Consider the following 19,322-nt stretch of genomic DNA (forward strand, 5'->3'; position numbering starts at 1 on the left):
CAATAACCGCGCAAACCCGCTCAGGGGCGATCAGAAATAGCGCACAAACGGCGCAGTGTCGGGATGTATCACGGTGGTGTTGGATTTCAGCTGGGGCGTGCCTAAATAGAGAAAGCCCACAATCGCGTCCTGCTCACGGCAGCCAAAGGCCTCGCGTACCTGGGGATCGTCAGTCCAGGCCCCACTTCGCCAGATACCATTAAATCCCTGTGCGACCGCGGCCATTTGCATAGCCATCACGGCACAGCTTGCAGATGCAATTTGCTCCCAGCGTGGCACCTTGTGATTCAGTTCACAATGGGCCACAACCGTAATGATCATTGGGGCACGATACGGGGCCTGGCTGGCTTTATTGATGGCCTTGTCATCCAGTTGATTGTCACGTGCCGCCTTTTCCAGGAGCTGGCTTAAGCGATCGCGTCCACTGTTTTCAACTATGATAAAGCGCCACGGTTGTAAGGTGCCGTGATCGGGCGCGCGCATGGCTGCGCGCAGAATGTTATCCAGCGCCTCGCCGCCGGGGGCCGGATCCGCCAGACGGGAAGCCGAACGGCGATTAACCAGTAATTCAAGTGCATCCATGTTTTTCTCCAGTGGGGTAAAAGCATGCGTAATCCTGGCACAGGTGGATTTTTTGTAACAGTCCAGGGTGATTTCCTGCTGACTTTTGTTTCGCCGCTCTTTAGGATGAGGTCGTCAACGGAGACCTGGACCGCTAAGCGGCGATTTCCGGTTATATCAATATGGAGAGTGTGATGCGCACATTGTGGCGAATAATTGCTGGCCTGTTCCGCGGGATCTGGCGAGTGCTGAACTTTATCAGGGAATTAATTCTTAATTTGTTCCTGATTTTTTTAATTGTCGTGTGTGTCGGGATCTGGCTTCAGGTCAGTGGTTCAGGCAGTCATTCTGCTCCCATACAGCAAGGTGCGTTAAAAGTTGACCTGACCGGTGTGCTGGTCGATAAGCCTTCCGTCAGTAATCGCCTGAGCAAAATTGGCCGTCAACTGTTAGGCACCAGCAGCGACCGACTGCAGGAAAACTCCCTGTTTGACGTGGTCGATGCGATTCGTCAGGCAAAGGATGACAGTAATATCAAAGGCATGGTGCTGGACCTGCGTGACTTTGCCGGTGGCGATCAGCCCTCGCTGCAGTATGTGGGCAAAGCGCTGCGCGAATTCAGGGAAAGCGGTAAGCCGATTTATGCGTTGGGCGACAGCTACAGCCAGGCTCAGTACTACCTTGCAAGCTATGCAACTAAAATCTACCTCTCGCCTCAGGGTACGGTTGACCTGCATGGTTTCGCCACCAACGGGTTGTACTACAAAACGCTGCTTGAAAAGCTGAAAGTCAATTCACACGTCTTCCGTGTTGGAACCTATAAGTCTGCCGTTGAGCCTTTCCTGCGCGACGATATGTCACCTGCAGCGCGCGATGCGGATACCCGTTGGGTTGGCCAACTCTGGCAAAATTACCTGAACACCGTATCGGCTAACCGTCAGATTACGCCTGAGCAGCTGTTCCCTGGTGCAACGGCCATTATCGCCGGCCTGCAGGCCGTTAAAGGTGATACGGGTCAATACGCGCTGGATAACAAACTGGTCGACGTTCTGGGTTCACGGGCCGATGCCGATCAGATGTTAATCAAGACCTTTGGTTTCGATAAGCAGAGTAGCGATTATCGCAGCGTCAGTATTTATGACTACAACGTGAAACCGGACGCCACTCAGCAGAAAGGCAATATTGCCGTGATCATGGCCAGCGGCGCCATCATGGATGGCGATGAAACGCCGGGCAACGTCGGGGGCGATACCACGGCGGCGCAGATTCGTGATGCACGCCTGGATCCGAAAATCAAAGCGATCATTCTTCGGGTCAACAGCCCGGGCGGTAGCGTGACGGCCTCGGAGGCCATCCGTGCCGAACTGGCTGCAGCGAAAGCGGCCGGGAAACCGATAGTGGTCTCAATGGGCGGCATGGCGGCATCCGGTGGATACTGGATTTCAACGCCAGCCAGCTACATCATCGCCAGCCCGAGTACCCTGACCGGCTCTATTGGCATCTTCGGCGTAATTAATACCCTGGAGAACAGTCTGGCCAGTATTGGTGTGCACACGGACGGCGTGGCGACATCGCCTCTGGCGGACGTCGCCAGCACTAAGGCGCTGCCCCCCGAAGTTCAACAGCTTATGCAGTTGACCATCGAAAACGGCTATCACAACTTTGTTGGTCTGGTTGCCGCCTCGCGTCACAAAACGCCGGAGCAAATTGACGCCATCGCCCAGGGACATGTGTGGACCGGCAGTGATGCGAAAGCCAATGGCCTGGTCGATGCGCTGGGGGATTTTGATGACGCAGTGAAAAAAGCCGCTGAACTGGCGAAGGTTTCCCAGCCGCAGCTTGACTGGTACCAGGAAGATCCCGGCTTTATTGATTTGATGCTCAATCAAATGAATGCCTCCGTGCAGGCTGTTCTGCCTGACCCGATCAAAGCCTGGCTGCCTGCGCCGATGTTCGACGTAATGAGTGCAATGCGACGTCAGCCTGGCCTGTTCGACCATCTTAACGATCCACAAAACCGCTATGCCTTCTGCCTGACCTGCGGCGAAGTGCGATAAACCTCTCAGCCCGACCGCTGGTCGGGCTGCTTTTCCCTGCCATTGCCCTTATACTGCGCGTTTTACGGCAAGTCTGAGTACACCTATGCAAAAGAAAAACATTTACGTTGCCTATACGGGCGGTACTATCGGTATGCAACGTTCCGCTCAAGGTTATATTCCGGTTTCAGGTCACCTGCAGCAAGAGCTGGCAAAAATGCCGGAATTCCATCGCCCGGAAATGCCTGACTTTACGATTCACGAATATCAGCCCCTGATCGACTCGTCCGATATGACGCCTCAGGACTGGCAGTCAATTGCCGAAGATATCCGGCGTAATTACGATCGCTACGACGGTTTTGTGATTCTGCATGGCACAGATACCATGGCTTTTACCGCCTCCGCCCTGTCGTTTATGTTGGAGAACCTGGCCAAGCCTGTCATCGTAACCGGCTCGCAAATCCCCCTGGCAGAACTGCGCTCGGACGGTCAGCAAAACCTGCTAAATTCACTCTATGTCGCCGCTAACTATCCGGTTAATGAAGTGACGCTGTTTTTCAATAACACGCTCTATCGCGGTAACCGCACCACAAAAGCGCATGCTGACGGGTTTAATGCCTTTGCCTCACCCAACCTTTCTGCGCTGCTGGAAGCCGGCATCCACATTCGTCGTCTGAACACGCCACCCGCGCCACAGGGGAAAGGTGAACTCATCGTTCATACCATTACGCCACAGCCTATTGGCGTGGTTACCATTTACCCCGGTATTTCCGCCGATGTGGTGCGCAACTTCCTGCGCCAGCCGGTTAAAGCCCTTATTCTGCGCTCTTATGGCGTGGGTAATGCGCCGCAGAACGCTGAGTTTCTCTCTGAACTGCAGCAGGCCAGCGAGCGCGGCATTGTGGTCGTTAACCTGACGCAGTGTATTTCCGGCAAAGTTAACATGGGCGGCTACGCGACGGGCAATGCGCTGGAGCATGCAGGCGTGATCAGCGGTTTTGATCTGACGGTAGAAGCGGCCCTGACCAAACTTCACTATCTGTTAAGTCAGGATCTTTCAAGCGAGCAAATCCGTGCCAAAATGCAGCAAAACCTGCGTGGCGAACTGACAGAAGACTAAAACGGAGCAAACGGGAATGAAACGGGCACTGATCATTATCGATATTCAGAACGACTTCTGCCCCGGCGGCCCAATGGCCGTGAGAGAAGGCGATCACACCGTCGCGGTAGCAAATCGCTATGCCCGTGCCTTTCATGAGAAAGGCGAATGCGTAGTGGCCTTGCAGGACTGGCACCCGGCCAATCATGGCAGCTTTGCTTCTGTCTCGGGCGAGCCGGTTTATACCTTGGGTGAGCTCAACGGTTTGCCTCAAATCTGGTGGCCCGATCATGGTGTTCAGCATTCGGCGGGCGCTGATTTTCATCCTGGTCTCGATCGCAGCCTGTTTGATGCTGTTTTTCACAAGGGCCAGGATCAGGATGTCGACAGCTACAGCGCTTTTTTTGATAACGGCCATCGCCGTAAAACGGAGCTGGACAGCTGGTTACGTGAACGCGGCATCAGCCATCTGGTTATGCTGGGGCTGGCAACCGATTACTGTGTGAAATACAGCGTTCTGGATGCACTGGAACTGGGCTATCAGGTGGACGTGGTCGCCGAAGGCTGCCGCGGGGTGAATTTGAATCCTGAAGACAGCGACATCGCACTGGCCCAGATGGCCGCCCAGGGTGCGGTCATTGTCTGACGTGCTACGGGCTGGCAGCGTGCCAGCCCGTCATCCACGCTAAACGCTTCTGTCAGCACCCTGACAGAAGCACCTTATCAGACTTAATGCAGGTTGATACGCGTGACGTCTGGTTCGATACCAAACTCTTCTTTCAGTTGCCTTTTCGATTTGGTGACCATCTCACCGTCTTTTCCGATGGTCATATGCTGAGGTGCATCGTTATGACGTGCCTGCCACATCATCACCAGTTGCAGGCTATTATCACGCTGCTGCTGGGTAAGCGCTACGCCGTCCGGCCATTTTCCGGTTTCAACGGCCACAACAAGACGCTCATAAATTTCTGGCGTCAGGGCTTCAAGCATGGCTTCAAGTTGCTGTTTCATGATTATCCTTGGGTCTCCTCACCTCGCTGATCTGTAAAGTTCAGCGAGGCAGAATTGACGCAGTAACGCTCGCCTGTCGGCTGGGGGCCATCCGGGAAAACATGCCCCAGGTGCGCATCACAGCTGCCACAGCGGATTTCGATGCGCTGCATACCATGGGAATTATCTTCCAGATAGCGAATGGCCTCATCGCTTACTGGCTGATAAAAACTCGGCCAGCCACAACCTGAATCGTACTTGGTATCAGACAAAAACAACGGCGCATTGCAGACCAGGCAGTGATAAATTCCTTCCTGCTTGTTATGCAGCAGGGCACCGCTGTAAGGCGGCTCCGTTCCTCGCTGTTGCGTCACATAGCGTTGCATCTCAGTCAGTTGGGCAATTTTTGCTTCGGGTGCGGTTTCTTTAGGCATTTGAGCAATTCCGGGATGTCATTCTGTAAAAATCGACTAGTATTCTAACAAACGATCAACATTAATCGGGTCTTATTTTGTGCTCAACCCTTCAGTCAGTATCTCACAAGGTGGATTTGTGAACTCGATCACCTTTTCTCTGGTATATCCCTATATATTCGGCGAAAAATTCAACAGAGCACGCCGTTTACCGCTGAGTGCAAGCGGTTGCGGCCCCAATAATTCCTGTCTGGTGGATTGACCTGTCGCAACAATTGACACGATTCCGCTTGACGCCTGGTAAGGTTTTTGTAATTTTACAGCCAACCTTTTATTCACTAACAACTAGCTGGTGGAATATATGACTATCAAAGTAGGTATCAACGGTTTTGGCCGTATTGGTCGCATCGTTTTCCGTGCTGCTCAACAGCGCTCTGACATCGAAATCGTTGCTATCAACGACCTGCTGGACGCTGATTACATGGCGTACATGCTGAAGTACGACTCTACTCACGGCCGCTTCGACGGCACCGTTGAAGTACAGGACGGCGCTCTGGTTGTTAACGGTAAGAAAATCCGCGTTACCGCTGAGAGAGATCCGGCTAACCTGAAGTGGGATGAAGTCGGCGTTGACGTTGTTGCTGAAGCAACCGGTATCTTCCTGACCGACGAGACGGCACGTAAGCACATCACTGCGGGTGCTAAGAAAGTCGTTCTGACCGGTCCGTCTAAAGATGACACCCCAATGTTTGTTCGTGGTGCAAACTTCGACAAATACCAGGGCCAGGACATCGTGTCTAACGCCTCTTGTACCACTAACTGCCTGGCACCACTGGCTAAAGTGATCAATGACAAGTTCGGTATCGTGGAAGGTCTGATGACCACCGTTCACGCAACGACTGCAACGCAGAAAACCGTTGATGGCCCGTCTCACAAAGACTGGCGTGGCGGTCGTGGCGCGTCTCAGAACATCATCCCTTCTTCTACCGGTGCGGCCAAAGCCGTAGGTAAAGTGCTGCCAGAACTGAATGGCAAGCTGACAGGTATGGCGTTCCGCGTTCCGACGCCAAACGTTTCTGTTGTTGACCTGACCGTTCGTCTGGAAAAAGCCGCATCTTACAAAGAAATCTGTGCAGCCATCAAAGCAGCAGCAGAAGGCGAAATGAAAGACGTGCTGGGCTACGTTGAAGACGACGTGGTTTCTACCGACTTCAACGGCGAAGTGCTGACTTCAGTATTCGATGCGAAAGCGGGTATCGCGCTGAATGACAACTTCGTTAAACTGGTTTCCTGGTACGATAACGAAACCGGTTATTCAAACAAAGTTCTCGACCTGATTGCGCTGGTTTCTGCTAAATAAGGCAGCCAGACACTAGAGAATAAGGGTGACTTCGGTCACCCTTTTTTTGATCCCTTTCGTAAGGAGTCGGGCATGCAAGACAAACTTTTTTCTCTTCCCGTCATTAAACAGATTACGCCTTACCTGTCACAGCGTCAGGTGGGCGAACTTCCGACTATCGTCGTTAGTCATCCCCGCGTGCGCGCAGCTATCACGTTACAGGGCGCGCATCTCATCGCCTGGCAGCCCAGCGGGGAGAAACCTGTCCTGTGGCTAAGTGACAAAAGCCCCTTCTCACCAGGCAAAGCGATTCGAGGCGGCATTCCCATTTGCTGGCCCTGGTTTGGCCCCGCAGGTGAACCCGCACACGGTTTTGCCCGTAACCAGTCGTGGACGCTGTCCGCCCATGACGAAAACGAAGATGGCGTTATCTTGACGCTGGTGCTGGAAAGTAATCCGCAAACCTTAAAGCTGTGGCCACATGAATTCACGTTAATCGCCCGTTTCCGCCTGGGGCAGCACTGTGAGATCGAACTGGAAGCCTATGGCGACTACACGTCCACCGCCGCCCTGCACAGCTACTTTAACGTGGCGGATATCAACGGCGTAGAGGTGTCGGGTCTGGGTGAGCACTATATCGACAAGGTTAACGACAATCAGCCAGGCACGGGCGACGGCAAACAGCGCTTTACCACCCGGGTTGACCGTATTTTCACCTCGGCCAATGACTGTTCGGTGATTAACGATCAGGCTGGAAAGCGCCAGATTGAAGTCTATCACCACCATCATAGTGACGTTGTCACGTGGAACCCCGGCGTCGAACTCTCCTGCAGTATGACGGACATGCCCAACGAAGGGTATAAAACCATGGTGTGCGTGGAAACGGCGCGAATCAGCAAACCGTTACGCAGCGCGGGCGAAAAACCGGCCCGGCTGGCCACCACGATCCGTCTGAAAGGGAAAGTGAATTAACGCTTAATTCACACCACGTCCAGGGGCATTTTATGCCGCGGTGGCGGGAAAGCCTTGTCGATCAGGAAACACGCCTCATCACTCAGGGTGATATCCAGTGCCGCGGCATTTTCCCGGACGTGCTGAAGGGAACTGGCTTTAGGAATAGCCATCACGCCGGGAGCGCGGATTACCCACGCCAGAAGCAGCTGTGCAACCGTCACGCCTTTCTGCTGAGCCAAAGCGACCAGCGTGGGCTCAGAGAACAAATGGCTGCGCAGCCGCCCTGCCTGTGCCAACGGACAGTATGCCATGATCGGCACAGCACGCTGCTGACACTGCGGTAACAGGTCGTACTCAATACCGCGAGAGGCGAGATGGTAAAGGACCTGATTCGTCGCACATGCTTCGCCCCCGGGTTCCGCCCAGAGCTCGTCCATGTCATCGCTGTCAAAATTTGAAACGCCCCAGTGAACAATCTTCCCCTGCTGCTGAAGCCTTTGCATGGCGCGAATCGTCTCTTCCAACGGGACGCTGCCGCGCCAGTGCAGCAGATAGAGATCAATACGGTCGGTTTGCAAACGGCCCAGGCTGGCTTCGCAGGCCGCTATCGCATCATCTTCACCGGCATTCCATGGGTAGACTTTCGATACCAGCAGCGCGCTATCGCGGCGCCCTTTTAATGCCTCGCCGACCACCTCTTCCGCTCTGCCATCGGCATACATTTCTGCCGTATCGATAATTTTCAGGCCTGCATCCAGACCCGCCTGAAGCGCTGTGACTTCCTGCTGACGGCGAGCGCTGTCCTCGCCCATGTACCAGGTTCCGAGGCCAATAGCCGGGATGCCCTGGTGACCCGCAACATCGAGACGTTGTGCCATTTGACTTTCCTGCACTGTTGTAGAGCAGACAAACGATCAGAGGGCAACGCCTGCCCTCTTAGGGTGCAAATCAGAAGCTGTAACTGACACCGGTCCAGATTGTGAACTGCCCACTTTTTTCGACCATAGGGCTGTCTTTGATTTCACTGGCAAAACGCGTATAGCGACCGGACAGGTTGGCATTCCACTGCGGCGTAATACTGTAGCTGGCGTTCAGCTCAGCATAGGGCGACCAGCTGTCATCAGGATGGTAGCGGCTGATGCCGGTGCGATCGCTCTCATTGCCGGAAACACCATAGTAGTAGCGGTTTTGGTTCGCGCTGTTCCACATCGCCCCGATGCCCGGTGTCAGGGTAAAGTCACCGAAGTTGAAGCGGTAGAGATAGGTCAGGTCCCAGATGATCCCGTTGCTGTTGTTGAGCAGGTCGCCCAGCAGTGAGGTACGGATAATCCCCCAGTCTGCAGTATGTCGGTAGGTTGCCCCGCCCATCAGCGTCATACGGCGCTTATCCAGCCCTTTCATATCCCCCAGATCGTTATCACCGGGGTCATACTCCTGGGGCGAGCCGAGCAGGGTCAGAGACAGCTGATCCTGCGGGTCTTTCCACAGGTAATAGCCGCCCTGCAGCGTGTTAAACCAGAAGTTTTCTCCTTCATAATTGATGATGGGCACAGGCAAATAGCGGTCCTGCCCACCCCGGTAAGGCGACTGGGCATAAATCACTGATGCGCCAAGCGATAAAGGTGCGGCTTGTACTAAATGCCCCAGAAAATAACAAGGGATAAGCGCGATAAGCGTGTTAAGTTTGAATTGGTTCACAATTTATTCATTCCATAAATATAACAATCACTCATACAGTCTAACGCTTTTTACAGACTGAATTAACCTTATATGAAAATCATCTACCGCATTTATGGCGGAATGTGGCATAACCGGGTTGGAGGCATCACAAATTCGCCATTACCCTGTCAAAAAGGTTTCGCAACAAAATGATTTTGTTATTGATATGTGGCTCACTAATCAAAAATCTATGATGAAATTTTCTGAATGCCTTCTACAGTTAAACTTAATACCCGAGGTTTTGTTGCAAGAGTGTCGTCATAAATGTTGTGCATCCCGATAACAATGATCAGGTTGGCATAAGGGTTGCTGTACTAACAGATAATATCTTCCGGGAGCTGTACGAGCACTGATTATTGCTCCTTTACCTGTGCTAAAAACGAAAGGACGGGCATCGCTATGAATATATTCGATCATTATCGTCAGCGTTATGAAGCTGCCAAGGACGAAGAGTTCACACTGCAGGAATTTCTGACAATCTGTCAACAGGATCGCAGTGCATACGCCAACGCCGCAGAGCGACTGTTAATGGCAATCGGTGAACCCGTGATGGTGGACACCGCTCAGGAGCCACGTCTTTCCAGAATCTTTTCTAACCGGGTAATGGGCCGTTACCCGGCGTTCGAAGAGTTTTACGGTATGGAAGAAGCGATTGAACAGATCGTCTCTTATTTGAAACACGCGGCACAAGGCCTTGAAGAGAAGAAACAAATTCTCTATCTGCTGGGTCCGGTCGGGGGCGGTAAATCCTCGCTGGCGGAACGTCTCAAATCCCTGATGCAACGCGTTCCTATCTATGTGTTGAGCGCCGATGGCGAACGGAGCCCGGTCAACGATCATCCACTGTGCCTGTTTAATCCTCAGGAAGACGCCAATATTCTGGAGAAAGAGTACGGCGTGCCGCGCCGCTACCTTGGCACCATTATGTCGCCATGGGCGGCTAAACGCCTCCATGATTTCGGCGGGGATATCACCCGCTTTAAAGTGGTGAAAGTGTGGCCGTCGATTCTGGAGCAGTTAGCTATTGCTAAAACAGAGCCGGGCGACGAAAACAACCAGGATATCTCCGCGCTGGTCGGCAAGGTGGACATTCGTAAACTGGAAAACCATGCGCAGAACGATCCCGATGCTTACGGCTACTCGGGCGCGCTGTGCCGGGCTAACCAAGGCATCATGGAATTTGTGGAGATGTTTAAAGCACCGATTAAAGTGCTACATCCCCTGTTGACCGCCACCCAGGAAGGTAACTACAACGGTACAGAAGGCATTTCCGCCCTGCCGTTTAACGGTATCATTCTGGCCCACTCGAACGAATCGGAGTGGGTGACGTTCCGCAACAACAAAAACAACGAGGCGTTCCTTGACCGTGTGTATATTGTTAAGGTGCCTTACTGCCTGCGCGTGTCCGAAGAGATTAAGATTTACGAGAAGCTGCTGAACCACAGTGAGTTGTCTACCGCGCCTTGCGCACCCGGCACCCTGGAAACGCTGGCGAGATTCTCTATCCTTTCGCGACTTAAAGACCCGGATAACTCCAGTATCTACTCAAAAATGCGTGTGTATGACGGTGAAAGTCTGAAAGATACCGATCCTAAGGCGAAGTCCTGGCAGGAGTATCATGATTACGCCGGCGTCGACGAAGGGATGAACGGGCTGTCAACCCGTTTCGCCTTTAAGATTCTGTCCCGCGTCTTCAACTTCGATCACACTGAAGTGGCAGCCAACCCTGTTCACCTGTTTTATGTGCTGGAGCAGCAAATTGAACGCGAGCAGTTCCCACAGGAGCAAGCGGAAAAATACCTTGAGCACCTAAAAGGTTATTTAATTCCGAAATACGCTGAGTTTATTGGCAAAGAGATTCAGACGGCTTATCTGGAATCCTATTCCGAATATGGTCAGAATATTTTCGATCGCTATGTTACCTATGCCGACTTCTGGATCCAGGATCAGGAATATCGTGACCCTGACACCGGACAGCTTTTTGACCGTGAGTCGCTCAATGCGGAACTGGAGAAAATCGAGAAGCCTGCCGGGATTAGTAATCCTAAAGACTTCCGCAATGAAATTGTCAATTTTGTGCTGCGTGCGCGTGCGCACAATAACGGCCGCAATCCAAACTGGACCAGTTATGAGAAACTGCGTACGGTGATTGAGAAAAAAATGTTCTCGAATACCGAGGAGCTGTTGCCGGTTATTTCGTTTAACACGAAAACCTCTACGGATGAGCAGAAGAAACACGATGATTTTGTCGATCGCATGATGGAAAAAGGCTATACCCGCAAACAGGTTCGCCTGCTGTGTGAATGGTATCTGCGCGTGCGTAAATCGTCCTGATCAGAGTCTGTAAGCAAACCGGCGCGGGATAGCACCGGTCTCTTAAGGTCGGGACAACCCGGCCTGCTTGCAATGTAGTTTGGGGGAACATCATGGCCTATTTTATCGATCGCCGACTAAACGGTAAAAACAAGAGTGCGGTCAACCGCCAGCGCTTCTTGCGTCGTTACAAGTCTCAGATTAAGCAGTCGATCTCCGAGGCCATTAACAAACGCTCGGTCACCGACGTCAGCAGTGGCGAATCCGTTTCTATTCCTATTGATGACATCAACGAACCGATTTTCCATCAGGGACGCGGCGGTCAGCGCCATCGCGTCCATCCCGGCAACGATCACTTTGTGCAAAATGACCGCGTGGAGCGGCCGCAAGGCGGCGGTGGCAGCGGTTCAGGCCAGGGCAACGCCGGTCAGGACGGTGCAGGTCAGGATGAGTTTGTTTTTCAGATTTCTAAAGATGAATATCTGGACCTGCTGTTTGAAGACCTGGCCCTGCCCAACCTGCGTAAAAACCAGCATCGCCAGCTGAATGAGTATAAAACCCACCGCGCCGGTTTTACGTCTAATGGCGTACCGGCCAACATCAGCGTGGTACGCTCGCTACAGAACTCGCTGGCGCGCCGTACGGCGATGACCGCAGGTAAGCGCCGCCAGCTGCATGAGCTTGAGGATGCGCTGACGACGGTTGAAAAATCTGAACCGGCTCAGTTGCTCGAAGAGGAGCGCTTACGCAAAGAAATTGCCGAGCTGCGAGCACGTATCGATCGGGTGCCCTTCATTGATACGTTTGATTTACGCTATAAAAATTTTGAAAAACGCCCTGAGCCGTCCAGCCAGGCCGTGATGTTCTGTCTGATGGACGTTTCGGGTTCAATGGACCAGGCCACCAAGGACATGGCAAAACGTTTTTATATTTTGCTCTATCTGTTCCTGAGTCGAACCTATAAAAATGTCGAGGTGGTCTACATTCGCCACCATACTCAGGCGAAAGAAGTTGATGAGCAGGAGTTTTTCTACTCACAGGAAACTGGCGGGACTATCGTGTCGAGTGCTCTTAAGCTCATGGATGACGTGGTGAAAGAGCGTTACGATCCGGCTCAGTGGAATATCTATGCCGCGCAGGCCTCCGATGGCGACAACTGGGCCGACGATTCCCCCCTGTGCCACGAGATTCTGTCAAAGAACATTTTACCGGTCGTCCGTTACTACACCTACATTGAAATCACGCGTCGCGCGCATCAGACACTGTGGCGCGAATATGAACATCTGCAGTCTGTATTTGATAACTTTGCGATCCAGCACATTCGCGAGCCGGAGGATATCTATCCGGTCTTCCGTGAACTGTTTCACAAGCAGGCGATGGAAGCCTGACACATCAAGCCGACGCTCTGTCGGCTTTTTTTTTGCGTAATAACCTGTTAAAACATGGCCTTTCCTGCAACAACTCCTCCAACTCCTCTATTAATATCGTTTAACCGGATTAACCAAGGCATTAGCAATTGATATAAATTGCAAAATGACCATGACAACTCATTGATAAAACATTATCTTGCAGAGATAGCATGGATGTTTCTACACATTAGCTGACATTGACTGCCGAATCTCAGGAGACCGCGTTTGAACCACACTATTGTTTATAGTCTTTTTATTATTGGCTCCGTGCTGGTTGCGTCGAGTATCTTACTCAGCTCTTTTTCATCCCGTCTTGGCATTCCTATTCTGGTGATATTTCTGGCACTGGGCATGCTGGCCGGCGTGGATGGCATTGGCGGCATCGCCTTCGATAACTATCCCGCCGCTTACCTTATCTCTAACCTTGCTCTGGCGATTATCCTGCTGGACGGTGGGATGCGTACCAAAGCCAGCTCCTTCAAGGTGGCGCTGGGGCCGGCCCTGTCACTGGCAACGGTAGGCGTAATGATTACGGCTGGCCTGACCGGCGTGGCCGCGGCCTGGCTCTTCAGGCTGGATATGATGCAGGGCTTTCTGATCGGTGCCATTATCGGCTCTACCGATGCGGCAGCCGTTTTTTCACTGCTTGGGGATAAAGGCCTGAACGAACGCGTCAGCTCAACGCTGGAAATTGAGTCAGGCAGCAACGATCCCATGGCCGTGTTTCTCACTATCACGCTGATTGAAATGATCGAGCAGGGCAAAACCGGTCTTGACTGGATGTTTCTCGTGCATCTCATCCAACAGTTCGGCCTGGGCATCGTACTTGGACTGGGCGGCGGCTGGGCCCTGCAGCAGCTCATAAACCGCATCAACCTGGCACCCGGCCTGTATCCCTTGTTGGCACTCAGCGGCGGGATTCTGGTGTTCGCCCTGACAACGGTGCTGGAAGGCAGCGGCATTCTGGCCGTGTATCTGTGCGGCTTTTTACTGGGTAACAGCCCCATCCGTAACCGATTTGGCATTCTGCAAACCTTTGACGGTATGGCGTGGCTCAGTCAGATAGGGATGTTTATCGTGCTGGGCCTGTTGGTCACACCTTCCGATCTCTGGCATATTGCGGTTCCGGCAATGATCCTCTCCCTGTGGTTGATTTTGGTTGCGCGCCCCCTCTCCGTGTTTATCGGCCTGTTGCCCTTCCGCGGTTTTACAGGCCGTGAACGGATTTTTATCAGCTGGGTAGGCCTGCGGGGCGCGGTTCCGATCATCCTGGCGGTATTCCCGATGATGGCCGGACTTGAAAACGCATCACTCTATTTCAACATCGCCTTCTTTGTCGTGCTGGTCTCCCTGATGCTGCAGGGCACCTCGCTGGGCTATGCGGCAAAAAAAGCCAAAGTGGTGGTACCGCCCACGGCATCGCCTGTCAGCCGAATTGGGTTAGATATCCACCCGGAAAATCCCTGGGAGCAGTTTGTTTACCAGCTCAGTGCCGACAAATGGTGCGTGGGCGCTGCGCTGCGTGATTTACAGATGCCGCGTGAAACCCGCATTGCTGCCCTGTTTCGGGATAATGTGCTGATGCATCCCAACGGGGCGACACGATTAAAAGAAAACGACGTTATCTGCGTGATTGGACGTGAGCGTGACCTGCCTGCGCTAGGAAAAATGTTCAGTCAGTCGCCGCCCGTCGCGCTGGACCAGCGTTTCTTTGGTGACTTTATTCTGGATGCCGACGCGCGCCTGAACGACGTGGCGCAAATCTACGGCCTTGAACTGGACGAACAGACCAATGCTCAACAATCGCTCGGGCAGCTGATGCTTGGCATGCTGGGTGGCACGCCCGTCGTGGGCGATCAGGTTGAATGGAATCAACTGACCTGGACCGTGGCGGAAAAAGAAGATAATCAGATTGTGAAAATTGGTGTGCGCCCAAGTGAAGACAAAGAATAATCTTACTTCGCTGGCGCGTTAAATGGGCTGAATTGCACTACGCTTTTATAACATTCAGTGAAAACGGGAGTTATCCATGGGTCACGTGGTTAAAATTGGTCGCTACGAAATTGTCGATGCAGAATTCAGCAGCGAAAAACCGCTGACAGTGAGTATTCCCTGCCACACCAACCCCGGACTGAGCTATCAGCTCGACGGCTGGGATCACGACACCAGCGTTCCGGCATGGATCGACGATAAAGAGGTCATTTTACATATCGCTCACTACGATAAGCAGCAAGACCGGTGGGTATTAAAAGAACCGGCCTGAGCCTGAGTATTACCGCCAGTCAGTTGATTTGGCGGTAATTCCTAAAAAGTGGCCCTGGCCGCACGTCTTATAGGTTATACTTTTAAAATATTATTTTCCAAATCAGCCATTTAAGCCAATTCTGCGCAATTTTCACCTGGTTTTTTAAGAATTCTTCCGTATTAACTCCGTCAAATATCTCCTGCATACTCTCTTTCAGTGCTGCAATTTTACGTGACTCAAATCACGCTTAGTAACGGTTTATTTGTAGCATCAATGGCTCTAATGACTGTAACAAACTGAAAACATCCCGGTTTCGGGTTTTCAGTCGTTAACCCCTGAACGCGTACTTGATTCTGGTCAGGCCATCTTTTACTTAATTAAGAGAGCAGGTTTTATGGCAAGTACAATGGTAATAAACAATGCGAGTCGCTCATGGAGCGGTCTTCGTAAGAATATTCTGGTAAAGTTTGCACTGAGTTTTTCAGACCTTATTGCGCTGAACCTGGCGCTGTTTCTCTCTGCCGCTACCGTGCAGGGTATTTGGGGAGATTTGGATGCGTTTATTCCGCCGCATCAAATTGAAAACCGTTTTATTGCGCAGTTTATTATGTCGGTATTATGTACCGGCTGGTTTTGGATGCGCCTGCGTCACTACACCTACCGCAAACCCTTTTGGTTCGAACTGAAAGAAATTGTGAAAACACTGGTTGTTTTCTCCCTGCTCGATCTGGCATTAATCGCGTTTTCTAAATGGGACTTCTCCCGCATGGTGTGGGTGTTCAGCTGGAGCTATGCCCTGCTGCTGCTGCCGCTGCTGCGCGCAGGCGTTAAAAGTGCCATTAATAAAGCCGGTCAGTGGCAAAAAGAAACCATCATTATTGGCTCTGGCCGTAACGCTACCGAAGCCTATGCGGCCTTACAAAGTGAAGAAATCCTGGGATATAACGTTCAGGCATTTATTTCCGTAGAAGATGCGCCGCTGCAGCAGAGCGTGAATGGCGTACCGGTCATTTCTGCCAACGATATTAACTGGAGCACCATCGATCGCGACAACGTGCAGTTTATTGTCGCGATGGAGTACGAGCAGCAGCCGGAGCGCGATCGCTGGTTGAAGTTTCTGTCAAAAATGAACTGCCGGTCAGTGTCGGTGATCCCAACCCTGCGTGGCGTCCCGCTTTACGGCACGGATATGTCGTTTATCTTTAGCCATGAAGTGATGATTTTGCGCGTCAGTAACAACCTGGCAAAGCATTCGTCACGTTTCCTGAAGCGCAGTTTCGATATTGTTGTGGCGTCGTTACTGCTGCTGTTCCTGGCGCCGGTCTTTGCCCTGCTCTGCTATATGGTCAAGCGTGATGGGGGCAATGCCATCTATGGTCACGAACGTATCGGGCAGGATGGCAGAAAGTTCAAGTGTCTGAAGTTCCGCTCAATGGTGACCAATTCCAAAGAGGTGCTGGAAAGCTTGCTGGCAACCAGTGAAGAAGCGCGTCGGGAATGGGACAAAGACTTTAAGCTCAAGAAGGATCCGCGTATTACCCGCATCGGCGGCTTCCTGCGTAAAACCAGCCTGGATGAGCTGCCGCAGCTGTGGAACGTGATCCGCGGGGAGATGAGCCTGGTGGGGCCGCGTCCGGTAATTGAGGCTGAGCTTGAGCGCTACGCCGGCGATGTGGATTACTACCTGATGGCGAAACCGGGTATGACTGGGCTATGGCAGGTCAGCGGACGTAACGATATCGATTACGACACCCGCGTCTATTTCGACTCCTGGTATGTTAAAAACTGGGCGTTATGGACAGACATCGCCATCCTGTTTAAAACGGCCGGTGTGGTTTTCCGCCGCGACGGCGCCTACTGATTTAGCATGCGATGCCTGTTTCAGCAGGCATCGCCATTTCTCCAGGTAATTTGCTTTCCTTTTTCGCTGTTAATCATTACCCTCTTTCCTCGCTTTATCGAACGTTTACCCTCTGGTTGCTATGCAAAAATATACCTTATTGCTATTGAGCCTGGTGCTGCTGGCACCTTTAGGCATTGATCTCTATTTACCCACGCTGCCGCAGATTGCTGAAGGCTTATCGACGCCCGTCGCCCTGGTACAAACCACGATCCCGCTTTTCTTACTGATTATGGGGCTGGGACAGTTGGTCAGTGGCCCGCTGGTGGACAACTATGGCCGTAAGCCCGTCGCCTTATTGGGCCTGGCGCTGTACATCGCCGGCAGCGTCATTGCCGCGACGGCGACCACTTTCCCGCTATTTTTAATTGCCCGACTGGTTCAGGGCTGCGCGGTCTGCTGCAGCGCGGTGGTGGCTTTTAGCGGCGTGCGTGACCGACTCAGTGGTGATGACGCTGCCCGGGCTTACGGCTTCCTGAACGGGGCACTGAATATTGTGCCTGCTCTGGCGCCGTTGCTGGGTGGCATTCTGGCCAGCGCCTTCGACTGGCGCGCGCCGTTCTGGTTCCTGTGTGCCTATGCGGCAGTCGTGATGCTGATGGTCATCATCTGGCTGCCTGAAACGCGTCCGGCGGATACGCTGCGCGTGAAGGGCCTTCCGGTAAACCAGTACGCCGCGATTCTTCGCCAGCCGCGCTTTTTGGCGTTTGCCTTTGCCAATGCCGGCGCGCTGGGGATGGTGCTGACCTATGTCTCGCTGGCCCCGCAGGTATTAATGACCGAAGGGGGACTTTCGCCTCTGGCCTTCTCGTTTGCCTTTGGTGCAAATGGTTTTTGGATCATGCTGGTCAGCGTGGTGGTGAATAAAGCGATTCGCAAAGCGGGCCGACCGTTTTGCCTTGCCATCGGTTTTATCACCATGTTGACGGGTGCCGTTCTGCTCGTGGCGGGAATGACCTTGTTGCCTGACAGCCTGCAGTTCCATTGGGCGCTGTATATGTTCCCGGTGGCGGTCGCCGTAGCCGGGCTGGCTTTCACCGTTGGGCCAGCCACCAGCTATGCGCTGGAACCCTATCAGCAGCAGGCAGGCGTGGCCTCGGCGCTGCAGGGATTTATCCAGATGGCGGGAGGCGCAGCAGGCAGCCTGATCGTGGTGGCTCTGCCGGTAGCGGAGAAACTGTCATTAACGTTGATGATGCTGCTGGGCGCAGCGCTGGCCTTCCTGGCCTGGCGCTGCAGTAAGAAAATGCAAAGCCGGATTACCGCCGTTAACTGATTTTAACCGGAACGCGTGGGGCCAGCGCGCACATCAGCTCATAGCCCACCGTTCCGGCTGCTTTCGCCACCTGATCGATTTTGACATTTTCCCCCCATAACTCCACGGACGAGCCAATGCCAGCCTGCGGGCACGGCGTGAGATCCACCGTTATCATATCCATCGAAACCGCGCCGACAACCTGCGTCATTATCCCGTCAACGGCAACCGGGGTTCCTGTCGGCGCATGACGTGGATAGCCGTCCGCATAACCGCAGGCAACCACGCCGATACGCTGCGGCTGGGTTGCATGATAGCGATAGCCATAGCCGACGCCATCACCGGCCTGCAGCTGCTGTAGGCCGATAATCTCGCTGCTCAGCGTCATGACCGGTTTTAGTCCGCTGCTGGCTATATCCTGCCAGTTCCCGCTTGGCGAAGCGCCATACAAGATGATGCCCGGACGTACCCAGTCGTAATGCGCTTCAGGATGCCACAACGTGCAGGCCGAATTGGATAATGACACCGGACTGTCCAGCCCTTCCGTAGCCTGTGCGATGCGTTTAAGCGGCTCGACGATTCCGTCAGGATTTTCCGCATCGGCAAAGTGCGCCATCAGGGTAATGTCTCCGACATTTTCGAGCGCACGCAGCTTATGCCAGATTCCGTTGACCTGTTCAGGACGAAACCCCAGCCGGTTCATGCCGCTGTTGATCTTGAGATAGAGATCAACGGGCGCAGAGAGCGTGGCGTTTGCCAGGGCGTGAATTTGCCAGTTGCTGTGCACGCTGGTCGTCAGCCGGTAGCGATCAATCAATGCCAGATCGTCAGGGTGAAAAAAGCCTTCAAGCAGCAATATCGGCTTCTTCCAGCCCTGCTCGCGCAGCAAAATGGCCTCTTCCATGTTGAGTAGCGCGAAACCATCCGTGGCGGACAGGCTTTCCCATACGCGGGCGATGCCGTGACCGTAAGCGTTGGCTTTCACCACTGACCAGACGCGTGACGTCGGGGCCGCCCGGCGCACAATCGCCAGATTATGTCGCAACGCCTGTTGATCGATGGTCGCGACAATTGGACGTGACATATTCC

At 53.1% G+C, this 19,322-nt stretch carries 17 protein-coding genes; 11 read left to right on the forward strand and 6 right to left on the reverse strand.

The window, feature by feature from the left end; genetic code table 11:
* Nucleotides 1-30: 30 nt before the first annotated feature.
* On the reverse strand, nucleotides 31-582 hold the full coding sequence (locus NYE92_RS04580) for an NAD(P)H nitroreductase (RefSeq protein ID WP_013025980.1): 552 nt from the start codon (nucleotides 580-582) through the stop codon (nucleotides 31-33).
* A gap of 173 nt (nucleotides 583-755) precedes the next feature.
* Here NYE92_RS04580 and sppA point away from each other — a divergent pair, with 173 nt between their 5' ends.
* From sppA to pncA, 3 genes are all read left to right on the forward strand, one after another.
* Entirely contained in the window at nucleotides 756-2,618 is a 1,863-nt protein-coding gene (sppA, locus tag NYE92_RS04585; RefSeq protein WP_014605713.1) for a signal peptide peptidase SppA, read from the forward strand.
* Nucleotides 2,619-2,703: 85 nt separating this feature from the next.
* Nucleotides 2,704-3,717 carry an asparaginase gene (gene ansA, locus NYE92_RS04590; protein ID WP_013025982.1) on the forward strand — a complete coding sequence of 338 codons (1,014 nt, stop codon included), beginning with the start codon at nucleotides 2,704-2,706 and terminating at the stop codon, nucleotides 3,715-3,717.
* A gap of 16 nt (nucleotides 3,718-3,733) precedes the next feature.
* The gene (gene pncA, locus NYE92_RS04595) at nucleotides 3,734-4,342 is read left to right on the forward strand and encodes a bifunctional nicotinamidase/pyrazinamidase (RefSeq protein WP_013025983.1); all 609 of its coding nucleotides are present in this window, start codon (nucleotides 3,734-3,736) and stop codon (nucleotides 4,340-4,342) included.
* Nucleotides 4,343-4,425: 83 nt separating this feature from the next.
* Here pncA and NYE92_RS04600 read toward each other — a convergent pair whose 3' ends face one another.
* On the reverse strand, nucleotides 4,426-4,707 hold the full coding sequence (locus NYE92_RS04600; RefSeq protein ID WP_013025984.1) for a YeaC family protein: 282 nt from the start codon (nucleotides 4,705-4,707) through the stop codon (nucleotides 4,426-4,428).
* Between the two features lie 2 nt (nucleotides 4,708-4,709).
* Nucleotides 4,710-5,120: a peptide-methionine (R)-S-oxide reductase MsrB gene (msrB, locus tag NYE92_RS04605; RefSeq protein WP_259018628.1), complete on the reverse strand. Its 411-nt coding sequence runs from the start codon at nucleotides 5,118-5,120 to the stop codon at nucleotides 4,710-4,712.
* A gap of 340 nt (nucleotides 5,121-5,460) precedes the next feature.
* On the opposite strand from msrB, the gene gapA reads away from it, so the two are divergent.
* Nucleotides 5,461-6,459, forward strand: coding sequence for a glyceraldehyde-3-phosphate dehydrogenase (gene gapA, locus NYE92_RS04610; protein WP_014593833.1), 999 nt, complete (start codon nucleotides 5,461-5,463; stop codon nucleotides 6,457-6,459).
* A gap of 72 nt (nucleotides 6,460-6,531) precedes the next feature.
* On the forward strand, nucleotides 6,532-7,410 hold the full coding sequence (locus tag NYE92_RS04615; RefSeq protein WP_015700203.1) for a D-hexose-6-phosphate mutarotase: 879 nt from the start codon (nucleotides 6,532-6,534) through the stop codon (nucleotides 7,408-7,410).
* A gap of 8 nt (nucleotides 7,411-7,418) precedes the next feature.
* On the opposite strand, the gene NYE92_RS04620 is transcribed toward NYE92_RS04615, so the two are convergent.
* Together NYE92_RS04620 and NYE92_RS04625 are read right to left on the reverse strand one after the other, a co-directional pair.
* Nucleotides 7,419-8,270 (reverse strand): aldo/keto reductase, encoded by an 852-nt coding sequence (locus tag NYE92_RS04620; protein WP_015700202.1) that lies wholly within the window; start codon nucleotides 8,268-8,270, stop codon nucleotides 7,419-7,421.
* Nucleotides 8,271-8,340: 70 nt separating this feature from the next.
* Nucleotides 8,341-9,090 (reverse strand): MipA/OmpV family protein, encoded by a 750-nt coding sequence (locus NYE92_RS04625; RefSeq protein WP_259018629.1) that lies wholly within the window; start codon nucleotides 9,088-9,090, stop codon nucleotides 8,341-8,343.
* Nucleotides 9,091-9,510: 420 nt separating this feature from the next.
* Here NYE92_RS04625 and yeaG point away from each other — a divergent pair, with 420 nt between their 5' ends.
* The 6 genes from yeaG to NYE92_RS04655 all read left to right on the forward strand — a co-directional run bounded on the left by yeaG (nucleotide 9,511) and on the right by NYE92_RS04655 (nucleotide 18,254).
* Nucleotides 9,511-11,445 carry a protein kinase YeaG gene (yeaG, locus tag NYE92_RS04630; RefSeq protein WP_259018630.1) on the forward strand — a complete coding sequence of 645 codons (1,935 nt, stop codon included), beginning with the start codon at nucleotides 9,511-9,513 and terminating at the stop codon, nucleotides 11,443-11,445.
* 92 nt (nucleotides 11,446-11,537) lie between these two features.
* Complete coding sequence (locus tag NYE92_RS04635) at nucleotides 11,538-12,812, forward strand: YeaH/YhbH family protein (RefSeq protein ID WP_259018631.1); 1,275 nt, start codon at nucleotides 11,538-11,540, stop codon at nucleotides 12,810-12,812.
* A gap of 246 nt (nucleotides 12,813-13,058) precedes the next feature.
* Nucleotides 13,059-14,786: a potassium/proton antiporter gene (locus NYE92_RS04640; protein ID WP_013025993.1), complete on the forward strand. Its 1,728-nt coding sequence runs from the start codon at nucleotides 13,059-13,061 to the stop codon at nucleotides 14,784-14,786.
* Between the two features lie 76 nt (nucleotides 14,787-14,862).
* Nucleotides 14,863-15,096 carry a DUF1480 family protein gene (locus tag NYE92_RS04645; RefSeq protein WP_013025994.1) on the forward strand — a complete coding sequence of 78 codons (234 nt, stop codon included), beginning with the start codon at nucleotides 14,863-14,865 and terminating at the stop codon, nucleotides 15,094-15,096.
* A gap of 376 nt (nucleotides 15,097-15,472) precedes the next feature.
* On the forward strand, nucleotides 15,473-16,939 hold the full coding sequence (gene wbaP / locus NYE92_RS04650) for an undecaprenyl-phosphate galactose phosphotransferase WbaP (protein WP_014605710.1): 1,467 nt from the start codon (nucleotides 15,473-15,475) through the stop codon (nucleotides 16,937-16,939).
* Nucleotides 16,940-17,060: 121 nt separating this feature from the next.
* Complete coding sequence (locus tag NYE92_RS04655) at nucleotides 17,061-18,254, forward strand: multidrug effflux MFS transporter (protein ID WP_014593839.1); 1,194 nt, start codon at nucleotides 17,061-17,063, stop codon at nucleotides 18,252-18,254.
* Here the strand turns inward: NYE92_RS04655 and dadX are convergent.
* On the reverse strand, nucleotides 18,247-19,317 hold the full coding sequence (gene dadX / locus NYE92_RS04660) for a catabolic alanine racemase DadX (protein ID WP_259018632.1): 1,071 nt from the start codon (nucleotides 19,315-19,317) through the stop codon (nucleotides 18,247-18,249). The two genes, NYE92_RS04655 and dadX, sit on opposite strands and share 8 nt — an antisense overlap.
* Nucleotides 19,318-19,322 lie beyond the last annotated feature (5 nt).

The sequence above is a fragment of the Pantoea sp. B566 genome, assembly GCF_024793925.1.
In the GTDB taxonomy this organism is placed as follows: Bacteria; Pseudomonadota; Gammaproteobacteria; order Enterobacterales; family Enterobacteriaceae; genus Pantoea; species Pantoea ananatis.

Bases quoted from the DNA above. Each gene is read 5' to 3' on its own strand.
- NYE92_RS04580 (WP_013025980.1), bottom strand. From the start codon at position 582: ATGGATGCACTTGAATTACTGGTTAATCGCCGTTCGGCTTCCCGTCTG.
- sppA (WP_014605713.1), top strand. From the start codon at position 756: ATGCGCACATTGTGGCGAATAATTGCTGGCCTGTTCCGCGGGATCTGG.
- ansA (WP_013025982.1), top strand. From the start codon at position 2,704: ATGCAAAAGAAAAACATTTACGTTGCCTATACGGGCGGTACTATCGGT.
- pncA (WP_013025983.1), top strand. From the start codon at position 3,734: ATGAAACGGGCACTGATCATTATCGATATTCAGAACGACTTCTGCCCC.
- NYE92_RS04600 (WP_013025984.1), bottom strand. From the start codon at position 4,707: ATGAAACAGCAACTTGAAGCCATGCTTGAAGCCCTGACGCCAGAAATT.
- msrB (WP_259018628.1), bottom strand. From the start codon at position 5,120: ATGCCTAAAGAAACCGCACCCGAAGCAAAAATTGCCCAACTGACTGAG.
- gapA (WP_014593833.1), top strand. From the start codon at position 5,461: ATGACTATCAAAGTAGGTATCAACGGTTTTGGCCGTATTGGTCGCATC.
- NYE92_RS04615 (WP_015700203.1), top strand. From the start codon at position 6,532: ATGCAAGACAAACTTTTTTCTCTTCCCGTCATTAAACAGATTACGCCT.
- NYE92_RS04620 (WP_015700202.1), bottom strand. From the start codon at position 8,270: ATGGCACAACGTCTCGATGTTGCGGGTCACCAGGGCATCCCGGCTATT.
- yeaG (WP_259018630.1), top strand. From the start codon at position 9,511: ATGAATATATTCGATCATTATCGTCAGCGTTATGAAGCTGCCAAGGAC.
- NYE92_RS04635 (WP_259018631.1), top strand. From the start codon at position 11,538: ATGGCCTATTTTATCGATCGCCGACTAAACGGTAAAAACAAGAGTGCG.
- NYE92_RS04645 (WP_013025994.1), top strand. From the start codon at position 14,863: ATGGGTCACGTGGTTAAAATTGGTCGCTACGAAATTGTCGATGCAGAA.
- wbaP (WP_014605710.1), top strand. From the start codon at position 15,473: ATGGCAAGTACAATGGTAATAAACAATGCGAGTCGCTCATGGAGCGGT.
- NYE92_RS04655 (WP_014593839.1), top strand. From the start codon at position 17,061: ATGCAAAAATATACCTTATTGCTATTGAGCCTGGTGCTGCTGGCACCT.
- dadX (WP_259018632.1), bottom strand. From the start codon at position 19,317: ATGTCACGTCCAATTGTCGCGACCATCGATCAACAGGCGTTGCGACAT.